The sequence below is a fragment of the Faecalimonas umbilicata genome (assembly GCF_004346095.1).
Lineage (GTDB): Bacteria > Bacillota > Clostridia > Lachnospirales > Lachnospiraceae > Faecalimonas > Faecalimonas umbilicata.
The window spans coordinates 144,105-161,241 of sequence record NZ_SLZV01000003.1 but is presented as its reverse complement, the minus strand read 5'-3'; the positions used below and the strand labels follow the sequence as shown (position 1 = coordinate 161,241).

Annotated in this window: 13 protein-coding genes and 1 pseudogene; 10 read left to right on the top strand and 4 right to left on the bottom strand. The window is 44.1% G+C overall.

What is annotated here, in order from left to right; all coding sequences use genetic code 11:
* Positions 1-295: 295 nt before the first annotated feature.
* The 4 genes from EDD74_RS02475 to EDD74_RS02460 all read left to right on the top strand — a co-directional run bounded on the left by EDD74_RS02475 (position 296) and on the right by EDD74_RS02460 (position 5,335).
* The gene (locus EDD74_RS02475; RefSeq protein ID WP_116442073.1) at positions 296-1,756 is read left to right on the top strand and encodes a putative DNA modification/repair radical SAM protein; all 1,461 of its coding nucleotides are present in this window, start codon (positions 296-298) and stop codon (positions 1,754-1,756) included.
* Positions 1,753-2,583, top strand: coding sequence for a TIGR03915 family putative DNA repair protein (locus tag EDD74_RS02470; protein WP_116442074.1), 831 nt, complete (start codon positions 1,753-1,755; stop codon positions 2,581-2,583). The genes EDD74_RS02475 and EDD74_RS02470 overlap by 4 nt, the downstream gene beginning before the upstream one ends.
* Before the next feature lie 70 nt (positions 2,584-2,653).
* On the top strand, positions 2,654-2,884 hold the full coding sequence (locus EDD74_RS02465; protein WP_008975922.1) for an HPr family phosphocarrier protein: 231 nt from the start codon (positions 2,654-2,656) through the stop codon (positions 2,882-2,884).
* Positions 2,885-2,986: 102 nt separating this feature from the next.
* Complete coding sequence (locus EDD74_RS02460; RefSeq protein ID WP_116442075.1) at positions 2,987-5,335, top strand: ATP-dependent DNA helicase; 2,349 nt, start codon at positions 2,987-2,989, stop codon at positions 5,333-5,335.
* Positions 5,336-5,459: 124 nt separating this feature from the next.
* Here the strand turns inward: EDD74_RS02460 and EDD74_RS02455 are convergent, their stop codons facing one another.
* Entirely contained in the window at positions 5,460-6,350 is an 891-nt protein-coding gene (locus EDD74_RS02455) for a LysR family transcriptional regulator (RefSeq protein ID WP_174704855.1), read from the bottom strand.
* A 218-nt stretch (positions 6,351-6,568) separates the two neighbouring features.
* Here EDD74_RS02455 and EDD74_RS02450 point away from each other — a divergent pair, with 218 nt between their 5' ends.
* The 4 genes from EDD74_RS02450 to EDD74_RS02435 all read left to right on the top strand — a co-directional run bounded on the left by EDD74_RS02450 (position 6,569) and on the right by EDD74_RS02435 (position 13,385).
* Positions 6,569-7,252, top strand: coding sequence for a TIGR01906 family membrane protein (locus tag EDD74_RS02450; protein ID WP_008975919.1), 684 nt, complete (start codon positions 6,569-6,571; stop codon positions 7,250-7,252).
* Positions 7,253-7,357: 105 nt separating this feature from the next.
* Complete coding sequence (locus tag EDD74_RS02445) at positions 7,358-11,149, top strand: phosphoribosylformylglycinamidine synthase (RefSeq protein WP_116442076.1); 3,792 nt, start codon at positions 7,358-7,360, stop codon at positions 11,147-11,149.
* A 138-nt stretch (positions 11,150-11,287) separates the two neighbouring features.
* A complete protein-coding gene (gene gdhA / locus EDD74_RS02440) occupies positions 11,288-12,622 on the top strand; it encodes an NADP-specific glutamate dehydrogenase (RefSeq protein WP_008975917.1) in 1,335 nt (444 codons plus the stop codon).
* A 118-nt stretch (positions 12,623-12,740) separates the two neighbouring features.
* A complete protein-coding gene (locus EDD74_RS02435; protein WP_008975916.1) occupies positions 12,741-13,385 on the top strand; it encodes a type I phosphoribosyltransferase in 645 nt (214 codons plus the stop codon).
* A gap of 47 nt (positions 13,386-13,432) precedes the next feature.
* Here the strand turns inward: EDD74_RS02435 and EDD74_RS02430 are convergent, their stop codons facing one another.
* Positions 13,433-13,927: a DNA-deoxyinosine glycosylase gene (locus EDD74_RS02430; RefSeq protein WP_008975915.1), complete on the bottom strand. Its 495-nt coding sequence runs from the start codon at positions 13,925-13,927 to the stop codon at positions 13,433-13,435.
* A gap of 108 nt (positions 13,928-14,035) precedes the next feature.
* Between EDD74_RS02430 and EDD74_RS02425 the strand changes: the two genes are divergently transcribed.
* Positions 14,036-14,857 carry an acyltransferase domain-containing protein gene (locus tag EDD74_RS02425; protein ID WP_116442077.1) on the top strand — a complete coding sequence of 274 codons (822 nt, stop codon included), beginning with the start codon at positions 14,036-14,038 and terminating at the stop codon, positions 14,855-14,857.
* A gap of 40 nt (positions 14,858-14,897) precedes the next feature.
* On the opposite strand, the pseudogene EDD74_RS02420 reads toward EDD74_RS02425, so the two are convergent.
* Positions 14,898-15,284 (bottom strand): annotated as a pseudogene (locus EDD74_RS02420) (peptidoglycan-binding domain-containing protein); the annotation flags it as partial.
* A 51-nt stretch (positions 15,285-15,335) separates the two neighbouring features.
* A complete protein-coding gene (locus EDD74_RS02415; protein ID WP_116442078.1) occupies positions 15,336-16,820 on the bottom strand; it encodes a recombinase family protein in 1,485 nt (494 codons plus the stop codon).
* Positions 16,821-16,942: 122 nt separating this feature from the next.
* On the opposite strand from EDD74_RS02415, the gene EDD74_RS14990 reads away from it, so the two are divergent.
* The gene (locus EDD74_RS14990) at positions 16,943-17,095 is read left to right on the top strand and encodes a hypothetical protein (protein ID WP_165851609.1); all 153 of its coding nucleotides are present in this window, start codon (positions 16,943-16,945) and stop codon (positions 17,093-17,095) included.
* Positions 17,096-17,137 lie beyond the last annotated feature (42 nt).

Below are 17,137 nucleotides of genomic sequence, written 5' to 3'. Positions count from 1 at the left end.
GGTTGCAATACGAAATTCGTGTACTGCGTAAAATCTTAATCGTAAAGACATTATTACTGTATGGCATGGGAAGTTTAGTACCTGATACAGTTACAAGCCCATGACCTTTAGGTCGTGGGTAGTTGACAAGGAACAGTTACATAGGAAGCTGCGCCGCTTTTCGATAAAGAAAGGCTGCGCAGTTTCTTTGTGCAAAAAACAAAACAAGTATTGCAAACATATGTTCCTTGTGATAAGATAAAACAAACAGATGTTCCGAACAAATGTTTGAAAAAGAAGGGAGAGGAAGAGTCAGATGCAGGGACTGATACTAGGAAAATCAGAGATACAAAGGAGTATGACCACACAGCCGATAGGAAGAACTTTTGGGACAGCTCCGGCACTCTTTGGTGGGCAGAAGTCACTATATGAGAAGCTGAGTATTCTGTCAGATGCGGCGAAGTATGATGTGGCATGCACATCTAGCGGAACGAGTCGGAGGGGTGATGGAAACGGACTCGGAAGCTGCGAAAAAGCAGGGATCTGTCACAGCTTTTCTGCGGATGGGAGATGTATCTCACTTCTGAAGATTCTTTTTACGAATGAGTGTATCTATGACTGCAAATACTGTATCAATCGTGCATCCAATGATGTAGAAAGGACTTCCTTTACCCCGGAGGAGGTATGCCGGCTGACGATGGAGTTTTACCGGAGAAATTATATTGAAGGATTGTTTTTGAGTTCGGGAATTTGGAAAAGTCCCAACGAGACGATGGAGCAGATTGTGACCACACTCTGGAAATTGCGAAATGAATTCCGCTTTCAAGGATATATTCATGTGAAGGCAATTCCCGGAGCAGATGAGCGCCTGATTGCCCGTGCGGGATTCCTCGCAGATCGTATGAGTGTCAATTTGGAGCTTCCGACAGCAGAGGGGCTCAGGCAACTTGCCCCACACAAATCCAGAAAAAATATACTTACACCGATGCGGTTAGTACAGAATGGGATGTCAGAGAATCGGCAGGAGATTCAGCTATACCGCAGCGCGCCAAAGTTTGTGCCGGCAGGACAGAGCACTCAGATGATTATTGGTGCGACACCAGAGACTGATTTTCAGATTATGCGTGTGGCAGAGTCACTGTACCAGAAGTTTGATCTAAAGCGAGTATTTTATTCTGCATTTGTACATGTCAATGAAGATAAGGCCCTTCCGGCAGCGGGGGAGCAGGGGCCTCCTCTTTTGAGGGAGCATCGTCTTTATCAGGCAGATTGGCTTTTGCGGTATTATGGATTTCGGGCGGAAGAACTGTTAGATGAACAACAACCGAATTTCAATGTTTTACTGGATCCGAAGTGTAACTGGGCACTGAAGCATTTAGAGTATTTTCCGGTAGAGGTAAATCGGGCGGATTATTTTACATTGCTTAGAGTGCCGGGGATTGGTTACAAGTCAGCGGAGCGTATTGTAAAAGCAAGGAGAATGGGCAGCCTTTCCTTTGAAGATTTAAAGAAAATGGGAGTCGTATTAAAAAGAGCGCTATATTTTCTGACTTGTAATGGCAAAATGTTTGGTCAGGTACGGATAGAAGAGGATTATATTACAAGAAATCTTCTTCAGACAAAAGAGAGCTTGCCGGATTCTGTCAGAAACATGAATTATCGTCAGTTATCATTGTTTGATGATGTAAATTTTCGGGAAATCAATCGGATGGACGGAAGTCTTGGATGTTTAGCTGTTTTGGATGAGAGTGAACTAAAGGAAAAGGTGGCAGGATGAGAACTATTTACGTTTGTGAAGATAGCCTGACCGGGATCTTTTCAGGCATCTATGAGGTGTGGAAGAGAAAAATGACAGCGGAAGAGGCGGGGCTGGAAGTGGGAGATAGTTTTGAAAGACGATTGTTCTGCGAATATATTTTCTGTAAGGCGGAGGAAAGAAAGGCACTTGCTGTTATCCGCATGATTCAAAAAAATCTTGGGGCGGACGTCTATGAGAAAATCTCTTATGCATTGTTATCGGCGGACAGAAGAAAGGCGGATATGGTATTTCGTGCAATGCTCGAGGCGAAGAAATTATCTAGGAAAGATCGGTTGATGGAACATTTGGGAAATGAGGCAGTCAGAGCTGTTTTTGGAATGTACCGGCAGGTGGCAAACGAAGCACATCATTACAAAGGTTTTGTGAGATTTCGGGAATTAAAGAATAAGACACTGTTTGCAAAAATTGAGCCAAAGCATGCAGTACTTCCGTGTATTGCAGAACACTTTGCAGATCGCTTTCCACAGGAAAACTGGATCATTTATGACAAGACCCATGAAGTGTTTCTCATTCACGAGAAGGGGAAAAGATATTACTTTTTGCAGCAGTATATGTGCATGAAGGGAGATTCTGGGAGTGCTCAGAATATTGCCGGTGGATTTTCAGAAGAAGAGATGGACTATGAGACATTGTGGAAAGGATTTGTTCAGAGCATCAGTGTTGCAGAGAGGGAGAACCGCGCATTACAGAATCAAAATCTTCCGCTTCGTTTTCGAACAAATTTGGTGGAGTTTAGTAAAGAAGAATGGTCGGATTCCCCGAATTTTGGAGAGTTTTCTAGTTGACTTTCTGAGAAAATGGTGACATAATGGGTTCCGTGTTATACAAACAATCCATTGGAAAGGGGTGTTGGTAATGGAACAGAAATGGAAGATTAGATTATCAGCAAATGAAGATGTGAGAGACTTTGTAAGAACAGCAGAAAAATGTGATTTTGATATCGATATATTTCATAATAGAAGAATTATAGATGCGAAGTCGATTCTCGGTGTGTTAAGCCTTGATTTGACGCAAGTATTGACGGTTCGCTTTTACGGAAAAGATACAGCATTTGAAGATGTTCTTCAGAGATTTTGTGTTGCATAATACATCACATCAAAGTTCACAGGTGGCGGGATATTCCGATAGGAGTATGCCGCCATTCCTGTATAAAAATGTCCATGGATAAGAAAGAGGCGGTAGAGAGGGATGAGTGAGACAGTAAAGATTTCTGTCCGGAATCTTGTGGAGTTTATTTTAAGAGAGGGAGATATCGATCAGCGGCGGACGGCAGGAGCGGATAAAGAGCAGATGCAGCTTGGGGCAAGGATCCACAGAAAGATCCAAAGACAGATGGGATCGGATTACCATGCAGAAGTACCTTTGAAGATGGAAGTTTTGTGCGAAGGATTCACACTTTGTCTCGAAGGAAGGGCAGATGGAATTATTAAGCGGGAAGATGAGATTGTCATTGATGAGATCAAAGGGGTTCTCAGAGAGTTAAAATATATCGAGGAACCAGTCGCAGTGCATCTGGCGCAGGCTAAGTGTTATGCATATATGTATGCATCACAGAATCATCTGGAAGAGATCCGGATCCAAATGACATATTGTCAGATGGAGACAGAGGAAATCAAGAGATTTTTGCAGACGTTTTCCATAGAAGAATTGAAAACCTGGATGGAAGATGTGATCAAAAGATATGAAAAGTGGGCAAAATTTCAGATGGAGTGGAGAAAAGTTTCCAGAGAGTCCATCCGACAGATTCAGTTTCCGTATGCATACCGGGAAGGGCAGAAGGAACTTGCGATGTCTGTGTATCGGACTATTTTAAGGAAAAAGAAACTTTTCATACAGGCGCCTACCGGGATCGGAAAGACGATGGCGACGGTGTTTCCGGCGGTGAAAGCAGTCGGAGAAGGGTTGGGAGATAAGCTTTTTTATCTGACAGCGAAGACGATCACAAGGACAGTAGCGGAGCAGGCCTTTCAGACACTGAAAAAGCAGAAGCTGCGCTATAAAGTGATCACGTTGACGGCGAAAGAGAAAATCTGTTTCTGCGAAGAGGCGGTGTGCAATCCGGAAGCGTGTCCATATGCCAAAGGGCATTACGACAGGGTAAATGATGCAGTTTTTGATCTGCTGACAGCGACAGACGATATGAGCAGATCAAATATAGAGGAATATGCGAGAAAACATGAAGTGTGCCCCTTTGAGATGTCTTTGGATGTGGCGCTGTGGGTAGATGCCGTTATCTGTGATTACAATTACGTGTTTGATCCGAATGCCCATCTAAGAAGATTCTTTTCAGAGGGAGGAAAAGAAGACTACTTATTTTTGATTGACGAGGCGCACAATCTCGTGGAACGTGCCAGAGAGATGTACAGCGCCGCCCTTTATAAAGAAGAATTTCTTACAGCGAAAAGGCTGGTGAAGGGAATGGACCGGAAATTGACGAGAAAACTGGAAATATGTAATCAACAGTTTCTTGTGCTGAAGAGAGAATGCGAGTCATATCGAGAATACACTTCGGTGGGCCATATCGCAGTCAGCCTCATGAACTTGATGGCGGAACTGGAGCGTTTTTTGGAAGAAACAGAGGCAGAGGAAGTGAGGGAGCAGTTACTGGAGTTGTATTTTCATGTGAGGGCATTCTTAAATATTTATGATATTTTGGATGAGCACTATGTCATTTATACAGAGCTGGAAACAGACGACAGTTTTCTTCTAAAATTATTTTGTGTCAATCCGGCAGTGAATCTTCAGGAGTATTTATCTAGGGGAAACAGTACTATCTTTTTTTCTGCAACGATGCTTCCAATCCGCTACTATAAGAAGCTTTTGAGTGTGGAAAAGGAAGACTATGCGGTCTATGTGTCATCGCCATTTCAAAAAGAACGGCGGAAGTTGTTTGTTGGGACAGATGTCAGTACAAAGTATACGAGACGAACAGGACAGATGTATGAGCGGTTTGCGTCCTATATTGCAGCTGCGCTTCAGGCGAAGAAAGGAAATTACATTGCATTTTTTCCGTCGTATCGTTTTCTGGAAGAGGTATATGAGAAGTTTCAGCGTTATCAGACGGAGGATGTCATCTGCATTGTCCAGGAACAGTCGATGGATGAAGAGAAGCGAGAGGCATTTCTCCAGGCATTTGATCAAGATCGGAGCGAAAGCCTGATTGGATTTTGCGTGATGGGAGGAATCTTTTCTGAAGGAATTGATCTGACAGAAGAACGGCTGATCGGGGCTTTCCTAGTTGGAACAGGGCTTCCGCAAGTGTGCAATGAACGTGAAATTTTAAAGAAATATTTTGATCGGCACGGGGAGAACGGGTTTTCTTACGCCTATCTCTATCCGGGAATGAATAAAGTGTTGCAGGCAGCCGGGCGTGTCATACGGACGGCAGAGGACAGAGGTGTTATTTTGCTGTTGGATGAGCGCTTTTTAGAAAGGCAGTATCAGGAGGTGTTCCCAAGAGAGTGGGATGATTATGAAATCGGGACACTTAAGACTGCAGAGAAAAGTATGATGAAGTTTTGGGATCAGGAAATGTAAAGAGAACATGGAAAAAAGAAAAAATACTCCTCATTTGGATGGTAGATTGGGAATCCAAATGAGGAGCAGAAATATATAAGACGATACCGATATCTCTTTCAGGTTCTGGGAAGAGACCAGTGCCTTAGACTTCTTCCAGTGGTGTAAAGTAATTGAGAAATTCCAGCGCTGCCTTGGAAGAAGGCACGTGATGATTGTGCGCGATGACAAGCTGTCTTGTCGGAAGTTCTTCATCAGTTTCTACAATAAAAAGGTTGTCGGATTTGTGCGGAATACAATAGTCCGGGATGAAAGCGATGCCAAGCCCGATGCTTGCAAGGTCGATCAACAGATCATTACTGCTCAGCTCGATCTCCGGTACAAGATCCAGCTGGTGTTGCTGGAACAGGCTGTGCAGGAACTCACTTGTCGTACTTTTGCGGTCCAGCATTAGGATCGGGTATTGGAGGAGTTCTTTCAGGGAGAGTTTCCGCCCTTTCAGTTCACTGAAAGATTCATTGGCAATAAAAACATCTTTAAAGTTTTTGATTTTTTTGACTGTAGTCAGACTGCTGAGATAGCTGTTCGGATAGTTGGTCACGATCAGATCGACTTGTCCGGTCTCAAGCAGTTCCACACATTTGATGGAAGTCTGGTTGGTCACCTTGATATGTGCGTTTGGAAATTCCTTGTGGAAGCGCTTCAAATAAGGGACAAGAAAATAGCGGCAGATCGTATCACTGGCGCCGATGCGGATCTGTCCTCCGGTTGTGGCAGAATCCATCAGCTGGGATTCTCCGCGCTTGATCAAATTCATTGCTGGTTCTACATGGCGCAGCAGGATCTCACCTTCCGGGGTGAGCTGGACTCGTTTGGTACTCCGGATGAAAAGGGTCTGATCCAGCTTTTTTTCCAAAGCTTTGATCGACTGGCTCACTGCCGACTGGGAGATAAAGAGCTGCTTGGAAGCTTCTGAGAAGCTGAGAGTCGTTGCTACATAGTAGAAGACTTTATATAATTCGTAATTGATGTCCATCATTAGTTCTCCTTATAAGTATTTTATATTTATAAGAATAAGAGGATTTTAGGAAAATGTCAACAGAAGTTTTGTAGAAAGTAAACAAGTAGTGGAAAGAAGAGAACAGCACAGTCCGTTTTTCTGGAATTCGATGCCAAAAACTGGTATACTTAAGAAGAAAGCATGGAACTATATTTGAGAAGGATATAATGTCTGGCAGAGAGATGAGGTGAAGAATGCAAAAAATTTTTGGTCTGGTGGCGGCAATGGCGATGATCGTGGTCATGTTGATCACAAGTTTTGAAATTGCAATTTATAGTGATTATGGATGGTACCAGAAGGAATATGAGAAGTATCAAGTACTGGATGATCTGGAGATGGAGATGCAGGATGTGATGGATGTGACTGAAGAGATGATGGCATATCTGAGAGGAGACAGGAAAAATCTGGAAGTAAAGACTGTGATCGCCGGAGAGGAAGGGATGTTCTTTAATGAACGGGAAAAGCTTCATATGGAAGATGTACAAGGACTGTTTCTCGGAGGGATACAGATCCGCAGAGTCGCCTTTGTGATTTTCGCAGCAGCAGTTTTGCTGATTCTTTTTCAGAAAGGAAATTTAAGAGAGATTTTACCTCAGATGTATGGATGGGCAGTCGGTCTGTTCCTTGGGGTGGCAGCAGTGTTTGGAGGGTTGGTCGCGATTGATTTCAATAAGTATTTCGTGTTGTTCCACGAGATCTTTTTTAACAATGATCTGTGGCTGCTGGATCCGGCTACGGATTTGCTGATCCGGATGCTGCCGGAAGGATTTTTCTTTGATATGGTGATTCGGATCGGAGTGATTTTCATAGGGAGTCTGTTAATTCTGTGGGGTGCCGGGGCACTCTGGAGACGGGGCAGAGCGAAGAAAAAATCATAGCATTAATATTTCTTATAAGTAAATTAAGTTATATTAATTATACTAATGATTTGAATTGTGGTAGGATACAAATAGAAGAAAGTATCAGACGAAATGGAGGATATTATGAGTAGTGTAAAACGTGTATATGTAGAAAAGAGACCGGAATTTGCTGTGCAGGCAAAGGAATTACAGCACGAAGCAAAAAGTTATCTTGGCATTCAGACAATTACAGGAATCCGTGTGCTGAACCGCTATGATATTGAGAATCTTTCTGACGAGACTTTTGAGACAGCCTGCAATGGTATTTTCTCAGAGCCGCCGGTAGATATTTTATACAGAGAAGAATTCCCGATGAAGGAAGGAAGCAGAGTTTTTTCCGTAGAGTTTCTTCCGGGACAATTTGATCAGAGAGCCGATTCAGCAGTACAATGTGTACAGTTTATCAAAGAAGATGAGACACCGGTGATCAAGACGGCAACAACATATGTGATCGAAGGAGAGATTACAGATGCTGAATTTGAAGCGATCAAGAGTCACTGCATCAATCCAGTCGATTCCAGAGAGACAGGGATGGACAAGCCGGAGACACTTGTCACAGTGTTTGAGGAACCGGAAGATGTGAAGATTTTTGACGGGTTCAAAGAGATGCCGGAGACAGAATTAAAGGAGTTATATGATTCTCTCGGGCTTGCAATGACGTTCAAAGATTTCCTTCATATTCAGGGATATTTTAAAGGGGAAGAAGACAGAGATCCAACGATGACAGAGATTCGTGTGTTAGACACATACTGGTCAGATCACTGCCGCCATACAACGTTCTCCACAGAATTAAAAGAAGTTACATTTGAAGATGGAGATTACAAAGAACCTCTCGTAAAGACTTATGAGAGATATCTGGAAGACCGCTCAGAGATTTTCAAAGGGCGTGAGGACAAATTTGTATGTCTGATGGATCTTGCCCTGATGGCAATGAGAAAACTCAAAAAAGAAGGAAAATTAAATGATCAGGAAGAGAGCGATGAGATCAATGCGTGCAGCATCGTTGTTCCGGTGGTCGTAGATGGAAAGGAAGAGGAGTGGCTTGTCAACTTCAAGAATGAGACACACAATCATCCGACAGAGATCGAACCATTTGGAGGAGCTGCAACTTGTCTTGGCGGAGCAATCCGTGACCCGCTTTCAGGACGTACTTATGTTTATCAGGCAATGCGCGTAACAGGTGCGGCAGATCCGACCGTATCTGTGAAAGATACGATGAAAGGAAAGCTTCCACAGAAAAAACTGGTGACAGAGGCTGCCCATGGATATAGCTCTTATGGAAATCAGATCGGACTTGCCACAGGAGCAGTCAAAGAGATTTACCATCCGAACTATGTTGCAAAGCGTATGGAGATCGGAGCAGTATTAGGAGCTGCACCTAGAAGAGCGGTGATCCGTGAGACATCTGATCCGGGCGATATCATTGTACTGCTCGGTGGACGTACCGGACGTGATGGATGCGGCGGTGCGACTGGTTCTTCCAAAGTACATACAGAAGAATCTATTGAGACATGTGGAGCAGAAGTACAGAAGGGAAATCCACCGACAGAACGGAAGATTCAGAGACTGTTCCGCAGAGAGGAAGTCAGCTGCCTGATCAAAAAGTGTAATGACTTCGGAGCAGGCGGAGTGTCTGTTGCGATCGGAGAACTTGCAGATGGTCTGCGGGTAGACTTAGATAAAGTACCGAAAAAATATGCAGGGTTAGATGGAACAGAGATTGCCATCTCAGAATCTCAGGAACGTATGGCAGTTGTCGTAGATCCGAAAGATGTGGCACAGTTCCTTGCATATGCGAAAGAAGAGAATCTGGAAGCCGTGGAAGTGGCAGTTGTGACAGAGGAACCGCGTCTGGTACTTTCTTGGAGAGGAAAAGAGATTGTCAATATTTCCCGTGCATTCTTAGATACAAACGGAGCACACCAGGAAACAGCAGTTACTGTGGAAATTCCGGACAGAGCGGGAAGCCTTTTCGTAAGAGAAGAAGTAAAAGATGTCAAAGAAAAATGGATCGCAACATTAAAAGATTTAAATGTATGCTCGCAGAAAGGGCTTGTAGAACGGTTTGACGGTTCCATCGGAGCAGGTTCTGTCTTTATGCCACACGGTGGAAAATATCAGATGACAGAGACACAGAGTATGGTTGCAAAACTTCCGGTGCAGGAAGGAACTTGTGATACTGTGACAATGATGAGCTATGGATTTGATCCATATTTATCTACTTGGAGCCCATATCACGGAGCAGTCTATGCAGTAGTAGAATCTGTTGCAAAAATCGTGGCAAATGGTGGAGATTACAGTAAGATCCGTCTTACATTCCAGGAATACTTCCGCAGAATGACAGAAGATCCAAAGAGATGGAGCCAGCCGTTTGCAGCGTTGCTCGGTGCATATGATGTACAGCTTGGTCTGGGACTACCGTCAATCGGTGGAAAGGACAGTATGTCCGGAACGTTCCAGGATATTGATGTTCCTCCAACATTAGTTTCTTTTGCAGTAGATGTGGCACATGATCATGAGATCATTACACCAGAGCTTAAGAAAGCAGGAAATAAGTTAGTATGGCTTCGGATGGAACAGGATCACTATGAACTTCCAGTATATGCAAGCTTAAAAGATCAGTATGCAAAATTTGCGGAAGATATCCACAGTGGTAAGATTGTTTCTGCCTATGCGCTGGACAGACACGGAATTGCAGCAGCGGTAAGTAAGATGGCATTTGGAAATGGCATGGGTGTAAAACTGGAAGAAACAATTGATAAGCGTGAACTGTTTGCACCGGCATTCGGGGATCTGATCGCAGAAGTACCGGCAGAAAGACTTGAAGAACTTTCTATTTCTTATACACTCCTTGGAGAAGTGACAGCAGACGACACAATCTCCTATGGAGAGATGCAGCTTAGCTTGAATGAAGCAGTGACTGCATGGAAAGAAACTTTGGAAAGCGTATTCCCGACTGTTTCAGAAGAAAAGCAAAAGATGCAGAACATCGATGTGCAGCCGGCATCTGAAAAGGCAGTGATCGAAAACGGACTGTATCGTACAAGTGATATCCATATCTGCACACATAAGATTGGACAGCCTACAGTCTTCATTCCAGTATTCCCAGGTACAAACTGTGAGTACGACAGTAAGAAGGCATTTGAGCGTGCAGGGGCAAAGGTGATCACAAAAGTATTCAAGAACTTAAATGCAGAAGATATCCGTGACTCTGTAGCAGAGTTTGAGAAGGCGATCGCACAGTCACAGATGATCATGTTCCCAGGTGGATTCAGCGCCGGAGATGAGCCGGATGGTTCTGCAAAATTCTTTGCAACAGCATTCCAGAATGCGAAGTTAAAAGAAGCAGTGGAAAAATTATTGCATGAGCGTGACGGACTTGCACTTGGTATCTGTAACGGATTCCAGGCATTGATCAAACTTGGTCTGGTTCCATACGGAACAATCTGTGGACAGACAGAGAATTCTCCGACATTGACATACAATACGATCGGACGCCATATTTCCAAGATGGTATACACAAAAGTCGTAACAAATAAATCACCATGGCTGCAGCAGGCAGAACTTGGCGGAGTTTACACAAATCCGGCATCTCATGGAGAAGGTCGCTTTGTAGCTTCCGAAGAGGTATTAAAACAGCTTTTCGCAAACGGTCAGGTGGCAACACAGTACTGTGATCTTGACGGCACAGTGACAATGGATGAGGAATGGAATCCAAATGGTTCTTACTGTGCGATCGAAGGAATCACAAGTCCGGATGGACGTGTGATTGGTAAGATGGCTCACTCAGAACGAAGAGGAAAATCGGTTGCAGTCAATATTTACGGAGAGCAAGATCTGAAGATCTTCGAGTCTGGTGTTGCATACTTCAAATAAATACGAAGAGGAAAGTCAAAGTGAAAAATTGCTTGACTTTCACAGAGCATAACATTATAATGTCAAAGTAAACAAGGCAATGAGGCCGCGCAGGAGTTTTTCTGTGCGGCTGATTTTATATCTGAGGAGGTAATGAAGATGTCATATGTAGATGAAGTCATTGAGTTAGTAGTGAGAAAGAACCCGGCGGAGCCGGAATTTCATCAGGCGGTAAAGGAAGTGCTGGAATCTCTCAGAATTGTAGTAGAAGCAAATGAAGAGAAGTTCCGAAGAGAAGCCCTTCTCGAGAGATTGGTAGAGCCGGAAAGACAGTTTAAATTCCGGGTGCCGTGGGTAGATGACAAAGGACAGGTACAGGTGAACACTGGATACCGCGTGCAGTTCAACAGCGCGATCGGACCGTACAAAGGAGGACTTCGTCTGCATCCATCTGTGAACCTTGGGATCATCAAATTTTTAGGATTCGAGCAGGTATTTAAAAACTCTCTGACCGGACTTCCGATCGGCGGAGGAAAAGGCGGATCTGATTTTGATCCAAAAGGGAAATCAGATAGAGAAGTGATGGCATTCTGCCAGAGTTTTATGACAGAATTATGTAAATATATTGGAGCCGATACCGATGTACCTGCCGGAGATATCGGAACAGGAGCAAGAGAGATCGGGTATCTGTTTGGACAATACAAGAGAATCCGTGGTGTCTATGAAGGCGTGCTGACTGGAAAAGGATTAAGTTACGGGGGATCTCTTGCAAGAAAAGAGGCAACAGGATATGGTCTGTTATATTTGACAGAGGAAATGTTAAAACTCAATGGAATCGAACTTGCAGGGAAAACTGTAGCAGTGTCAGGTGCGGGAAATGTGGCGATCTATGCGACAGAAAAAGCACAGGAACTCGGGGCAAAAGTTGTGACGGTCAGCGATTCTACCGGATGGGTGTATGATCCAGACGGAATTGACGTAGCAGCATTAAAAGAGATCAAAGAAGTGAAGCGGGAGCGTCTGACGGAATATCCAAAATATCGCCCAAATGCGAAGTATCAGGAAGGAACCGGAGTATGGTCAGTGAAGGTTGATATCGCCCTTCCATGTGCAACACAGAATGAACTGCATCTGGAAGATGCAAAGATGCTTGTAGCAAATGGCTGTATTGCGGTGGCCGAAGGAGCAAACATGCCGACGACAATGGAAGCTACCGAATATCTTCAGAAGAATGGTGTGCTTTTTGCACCGGGAAAAGCAGCCAATGCAGGCGGAGTTGCCACATCTGCGCTTGAGATGTCCCAGAATAGCGAGCGGTTAAGCTGGACCTTTGAAGAGGTGGACAGCAAGCTGAAAGGGATCATGGTCAACATTTGCCACAATATGGCAGACGCAGCGAAAAAATACGGTGTGGAAGGAAATTATGTGGCAGGTGCCAATATTGCAGGCTTTGAGAAAGTAGTAGATGCAATGAATGCACAGGGAATCGTGTAGAAATCCGGCAGTTTAGTAAAATGTAAAAAAGTTCTAGATGCAAGAATATAAAAATTGTGCTAATATAAGAGTATTGATAAAAGAAATCTGACAAAATAGTGTTTGGGAGGGAAGCACAATGGAATTAAAGTTGAAAGATTTACGTTCATCTAAGAATCCAAAGGCGCGTATCAAAATCCTGCAAGGACATTTTGCGACGGGAAATTCACACATCAATACCTATATTGATATGTCTACAGTGAAGACACGGCACAACAATGCCCGCGAAGCGGCGAAAGAACTTGCAAAGGAATATTTGACGACAACTATGGTCGATACGATCGTCTGTCTGGATGAGACGGAAGTAATTGGAACATTTCTGGCAGAGATTTTGTCGGACAGTACAACGATGTCCATGAGCAGCAAAAATAATATTTCTGTAATCACGCCGGAATTTCATCAGGCAGGACAGATCGTGTTCCGGGATAACAAGCAGCGGATGATCAAAAATCAGCAGGTATTGATACTGGCTGCCTCAGTGACATCAGGGAAGACCGTTTCCAAAGCGATTGAGTCCGTGCTGTACTATGGAGGCAGTGTCTGTGGAATCTGCTCTATTTTCAGCGCTGTGACAAAAATTGCAGGAATGAAGATTAATACAATTTTTACGAGCAGCGATGTTCCGGATTACCGGGCATATGCTCCTCATGATTGTCCGATGTGCAAAGAGGGAAGACCGGTGGAAGCAATTGTAAACAGCTACGGGTACTCTAAGGTAGATTGATGATCTGCTGAGGAATATTGGGAGGAAAAAAGAGACACTGGAACTAATTATTCCAATGTCTCTTTTAGGTATACAGACCATTCTAAGATCAGTCGTTCCAGAGAATATGCCGCATTGGCAGGACTGGTAGAAGGGAGCCGGATCGCTTTTTGTCTGGTGAGAGGCAGACAGTATTTTTCGTAAAGCTTAAAGGCAGTACCGCCGTTTGTGTAGATCTGCCGGATCGGAGCATCCCGCAGAATTCTGGAGATGTCATTTGGGATCACATTACGGATACTGCTGTCACTGGAACCTTCAATCTCGCAGGAGGCGATGACATCCCATACTGCAATATGGTTCCTGAAAAGAAATGCTTTCTTGTCTGCAATCGTAACCGGAACATCCTCATGAGAAAGCGCTGCCAACAGCTTCCAGAAGCGATTCTGTGGATGATGATAGAAGAACTGTGCTTCCCGGGATTTGACAGAAGGGAAACTCCCTAAGATTAATATTTGTGAGTCACTGTTATAAATCGGTGAAATGTTATGGACTGCATGTTCCATAGAAGAAACACCCCTTTCGCATAAAAATTGTAAGTTCAGATTTATTGTAGCATTTGGATGAAGAGGGGGCAATCAAAAAATAGATACGGAAAAGAGAGGGAAAGATAGATGACAATGCGAGAATTTTGTGAAAAGATCGGAATGGATGAAGCATCCATACAGCAGGTAGAACAGTTCTCTATAGAGGATACGGTGTATACCAGTTACAAAAGAGCGTTTCAAGAAGACAAAAAGCGGTTTTTTGCCCGCTTAAAAGAGGAAGAAAACTGGCATGTGTTTGCACTTGTCCTTTACATCCGCATGGCAGTGGAAGTATATGAAACCTTTCAGGAGAAAGAAATTGCTGACCAGGTTTATTTTGATACGTTTTCTGATTTCCGGATTTGGAATGAGGAATGCAAAAAAAAGTATGGTATTTGTGGACTGACTGAGTGTGAGTGGCTGAGCCTTCCGCTGGAATTAAAGATCTTCCGGCTTGGCAGACTTCAGTTTGAACCAATCCGTCTGGAGAAAGCGATTGAGACGGAGAAATATACCTTACCGGAAGGAACAAAAGTTTTAAATGTACATATACCGGAAGATGGAAGGTTAGATATAGAGACATGCCTGGACGCCTTCGAGCGGGCAGAGAATTTTTTCCAGGAAACATTCGAGGCATTTGTCTGTGAGTCCTGGCTGGTTTCCCCGAAATTAAAGGAGCTGTTAGGAGAAGATTCCAATATTATAAAATTTATGGGGCTATTTGAAAATTATGGGATTGTCTATCCGTTCCGTCAGGCGGAACAGCGGGTGTTTGGGGCAATTCGCGAACAAAAAGAGGAATATCCAGAACATACTTCTTTGCAGAGAGCATTAAAGAAATACGTTCTGGATGGAAAGGAACCGGGAATGGGACAAGGGGTGCGTCTTCGCGCAGAGAAGCGAAGCTGATCACGGAGTCAGAACAATTCCGTGACCAGTTCTGCTATTGCTACACCAGTTCTGCGATACGGGAAACACCAACATAAATCTCAGAGATTTTATACCATGTCCGATAGTCTACGGTTCCTGTTGCCGGAAGACCGAAGACCGATTGGAATTTTTTTACAGATGCAGCGGTGGCTGGTCCATAGATGCCATCTACGGTGATCTTCGGAATGGCCGGATAAGCACCTGCAATGACATTTAATTCCTCCTGCATCTGTCGCACTTTATTGCCGGAAGAGCCGTTTTCTAACACATATCCCGGCCAGGAAGAAGGGATGCCGGAAATCTCCTGTGCGGTATTGATATACATATTGTCACCGTAATAATAGCGGAGAATTTCGATTGGGGAATAGCCCTGGTCTCCGAGCGCTTTCGATCCCCATTGGGTCATCCTTATGGAAGCGACATACAAACGACTGGAAAAGCCGGCAGCCACAGTATTTTACGAATCTGGGAGATGGTAGTAAATCGTAAGGACATCCTGCGGTTTGTCATAAACCATTTTCTGGATGATACTTCTGAGCACCTCGTTCTTCTGTGAATCTGAAAAGGTCTCGGAAAAAAGCACATCGCAGATGGTGTGAAGCTTCTGGCAGGCTTGCTCTTTTTGGGGAAAATTTGCCGGCGAAGAAGGCTGACAATTGCAGAGAAGTAGTTCCAGCTGTTTCTGCTCATTTCTAAGGATTTCTTTATTTTCTTTGTATTCTTCTAAAGTATCAATGCCGTTTTGATAGGCTGCCTTGATCCGCTTTTCTTTTTGTTCCAGTTGCTTTAACTGTTCGGATAAGAGTTTTCGCTCATCAACCATTTCTTGTTTTCGTGTCGGTTCCCTTTTCATATAAGTGATTTCCTTTGTGTGGAAAACATCCTGCAATGCTTGAAGGACAACGGGTTCCAATAGAAGAGAACTGACACTGTTTTTGGCAGCACATTTTCCCTTGATGACACCATAACAAACAAAATAGGAATAGGCTTCTCCATTGGATTTCCGATACATCGTTTTGGCGATCATAGTGCGGCCGCATACCGGACATTTTAAGAGCCCACCAAGCCAGTGGTGGTAAGTAGAGGAAGGGCGGGCGCCTTTTGGAATGTGGGCAGAATGCAAGCGCTGCTGGGCGCGGTCAAACAACTCTTTGCTGATGATCGCTTCGTGCTGCCCGTTGGCAATGATCCAGTCTTTCTCCTCTTTGATTTCATTTGTCTCGCTTGTCGTCCGATTCCAGCGGATCATGCCGCAGTAGGTTGGGTTTTGCAGGATATACTCGATCGATCTCCGCTCAAAAGGTTCCTTCCGGGAAGTTCTATACCCGAGTTGATTCAAAAATCTTGCAATTTCAAAGCATCCACAACATTCTTCCACATACTTCTGAAAGATGATCCGGATGATGGCAGCTTCCTCTGGGACAATCACCGGAGGTTTTCCACGCTCGGTAATCTTATACCCGAGTGGTGGTCGTGCCTGATATCCGCCGCGCAGTGCTTTTTCGGTCATTCCTCGCTTCACTTCATCCGAGAGACGGATGGAATAGTATTCATCCATCCACTCGATGATCCGTTCAATCAGAGAGCCGAAAGGACCGTCTACCAGTGGTTCAGAGACACTTAGGACATCAATCCCGCACTGTCTGCGAAGCAATGATTTATAGACGATGGATTCTTCCTGATTGCGGGCAAAACGACTATACTTCCAGACGATGATGACAGAAAAGGGACGAGGCTTTGTCTTGGCAAGACCAATCATCCGCTGGAAATCATAGCGTTTTTCTGCTTTTCTTCCGGAGATGCTTTCCATAAAGATGTATTCTTCCGGGATGGTGATATTATTTTTTTGGGCAAATTCTTTCCCGAGCCGGATTTGTGCATGGGGAGATAATTCATCCTGATTATGTGTGCTGACACGGACATATAATGCGCCGATTTTCATGTGCAATCACTCCTTCTCTTGATTATATATGCAAAAAGAGAGAAAAATAACAGACAACCTCGCATGCGGGACAGGCTGTGCTGCATATCTTTTGGAAAGAAACGCGGGGAGAGAAAAGAAAAGTGAAAGTAAGACAGATCCTTGTGATGGATGATAAAGAGATCGACTTGGAACAGTTAAGTAAAGAAGAGCAGAAACAGGTGGAAGCGCGATTGAATGCGGCAGCTTTGCGCCAGGCGGGATATGAGCCTTCGCCGAGACGAAAAGATCCCTAGATTTTTGTGCAAAGGCTATGGTATAATCATGAAAGAGTTCTG

Excerpts from the sequence above, each read along its gene's own strand:
- EDD74_RS02475 (WP_116442073.1), top strand. The coding sequence starts at position 296 with ATGCAGGGACTGATACTAGGAAAATCAGAGATACAAAGGAGTATGACC.
- EDD74_RS02470 (WP_116442074.1), top strand. The coding sequence starts at position 1,753 with ATGAGAACTATTTACGTTTGTGAAGATAGCCTGACCGGGATCTTTTCA.
- EDD74_RS02465 (WP_008975922.1), top strand. The coding sequence starts at position 2,654 with ATGGAACAGAAATGGAAGATTAGATTATCAGCAAATGAAGATGTGAGA.
- EDD74_RS02460 (WP_116442075.1), top strand. The coding sequence starts at position 2,987 with ATGAGTGAGACAGTAAAGATTTCTGTCCGGAATCTTGTGGAGTTTATT.
- EDD74_RS02455 (WP_174704855.1), bottom strand. The coding sequence starts at position 6,350 with ATGGACATCAATTACGAATTATATAAAGTCTTCTACTATGTAGCAACG.
- EDD74_RS02450 (WP_008975919.1), top strand. The coding sequence starts at position 6,569 with ATGCAAAAAATTTTTGGTCTGGTGGCGGCAATGGCGATGATCGTGGTC.
- EDD74_RS02445 (WP_116442076.1), top strand. The coding sequence starts at position 7,358 with ATGAGTAGTGTAAAACGTGTATATGTAGAAAAGAGACCGGAATTTGCT.
- gdhA (WP_008975917.1), top strand. The coding sequence starts at position 11,288 with ATGTCATATGTAGATGAAGTCATTGAGTTAGTAGTGAGAAAGAACCCG.
- EDD74_RS02435 (WP_008975916.1), top strand. The coding sequence starts at position 12,741 with ATGGAATTAAAGTTGAAAGATTTACGTTCATCTAAGAATCCAAAGGCG.
- EDD74_RS02430 (WP_008975915.1), bottom strand. The coding sequence starts at position 13,927 with ATGGAACATGCAGTCCATAACATTTCACCGATTTATAACAGTGACTCA.
- EDD74_RS02425 (WP_116442077.1), top strand. The coding sequence starts at position 14,036 with ATGACAATGCGAGAATTTTGTGAAAAGATCGGAATGGATGAAGCATCC.
- EDD74_RS02415 (WP_116442078.1), bottom strand. The coding sequence starts at position 16,820 with ATGAAAATCGGCGCATTATATGTCCGTGTCAGCACACATAATCAGGAT.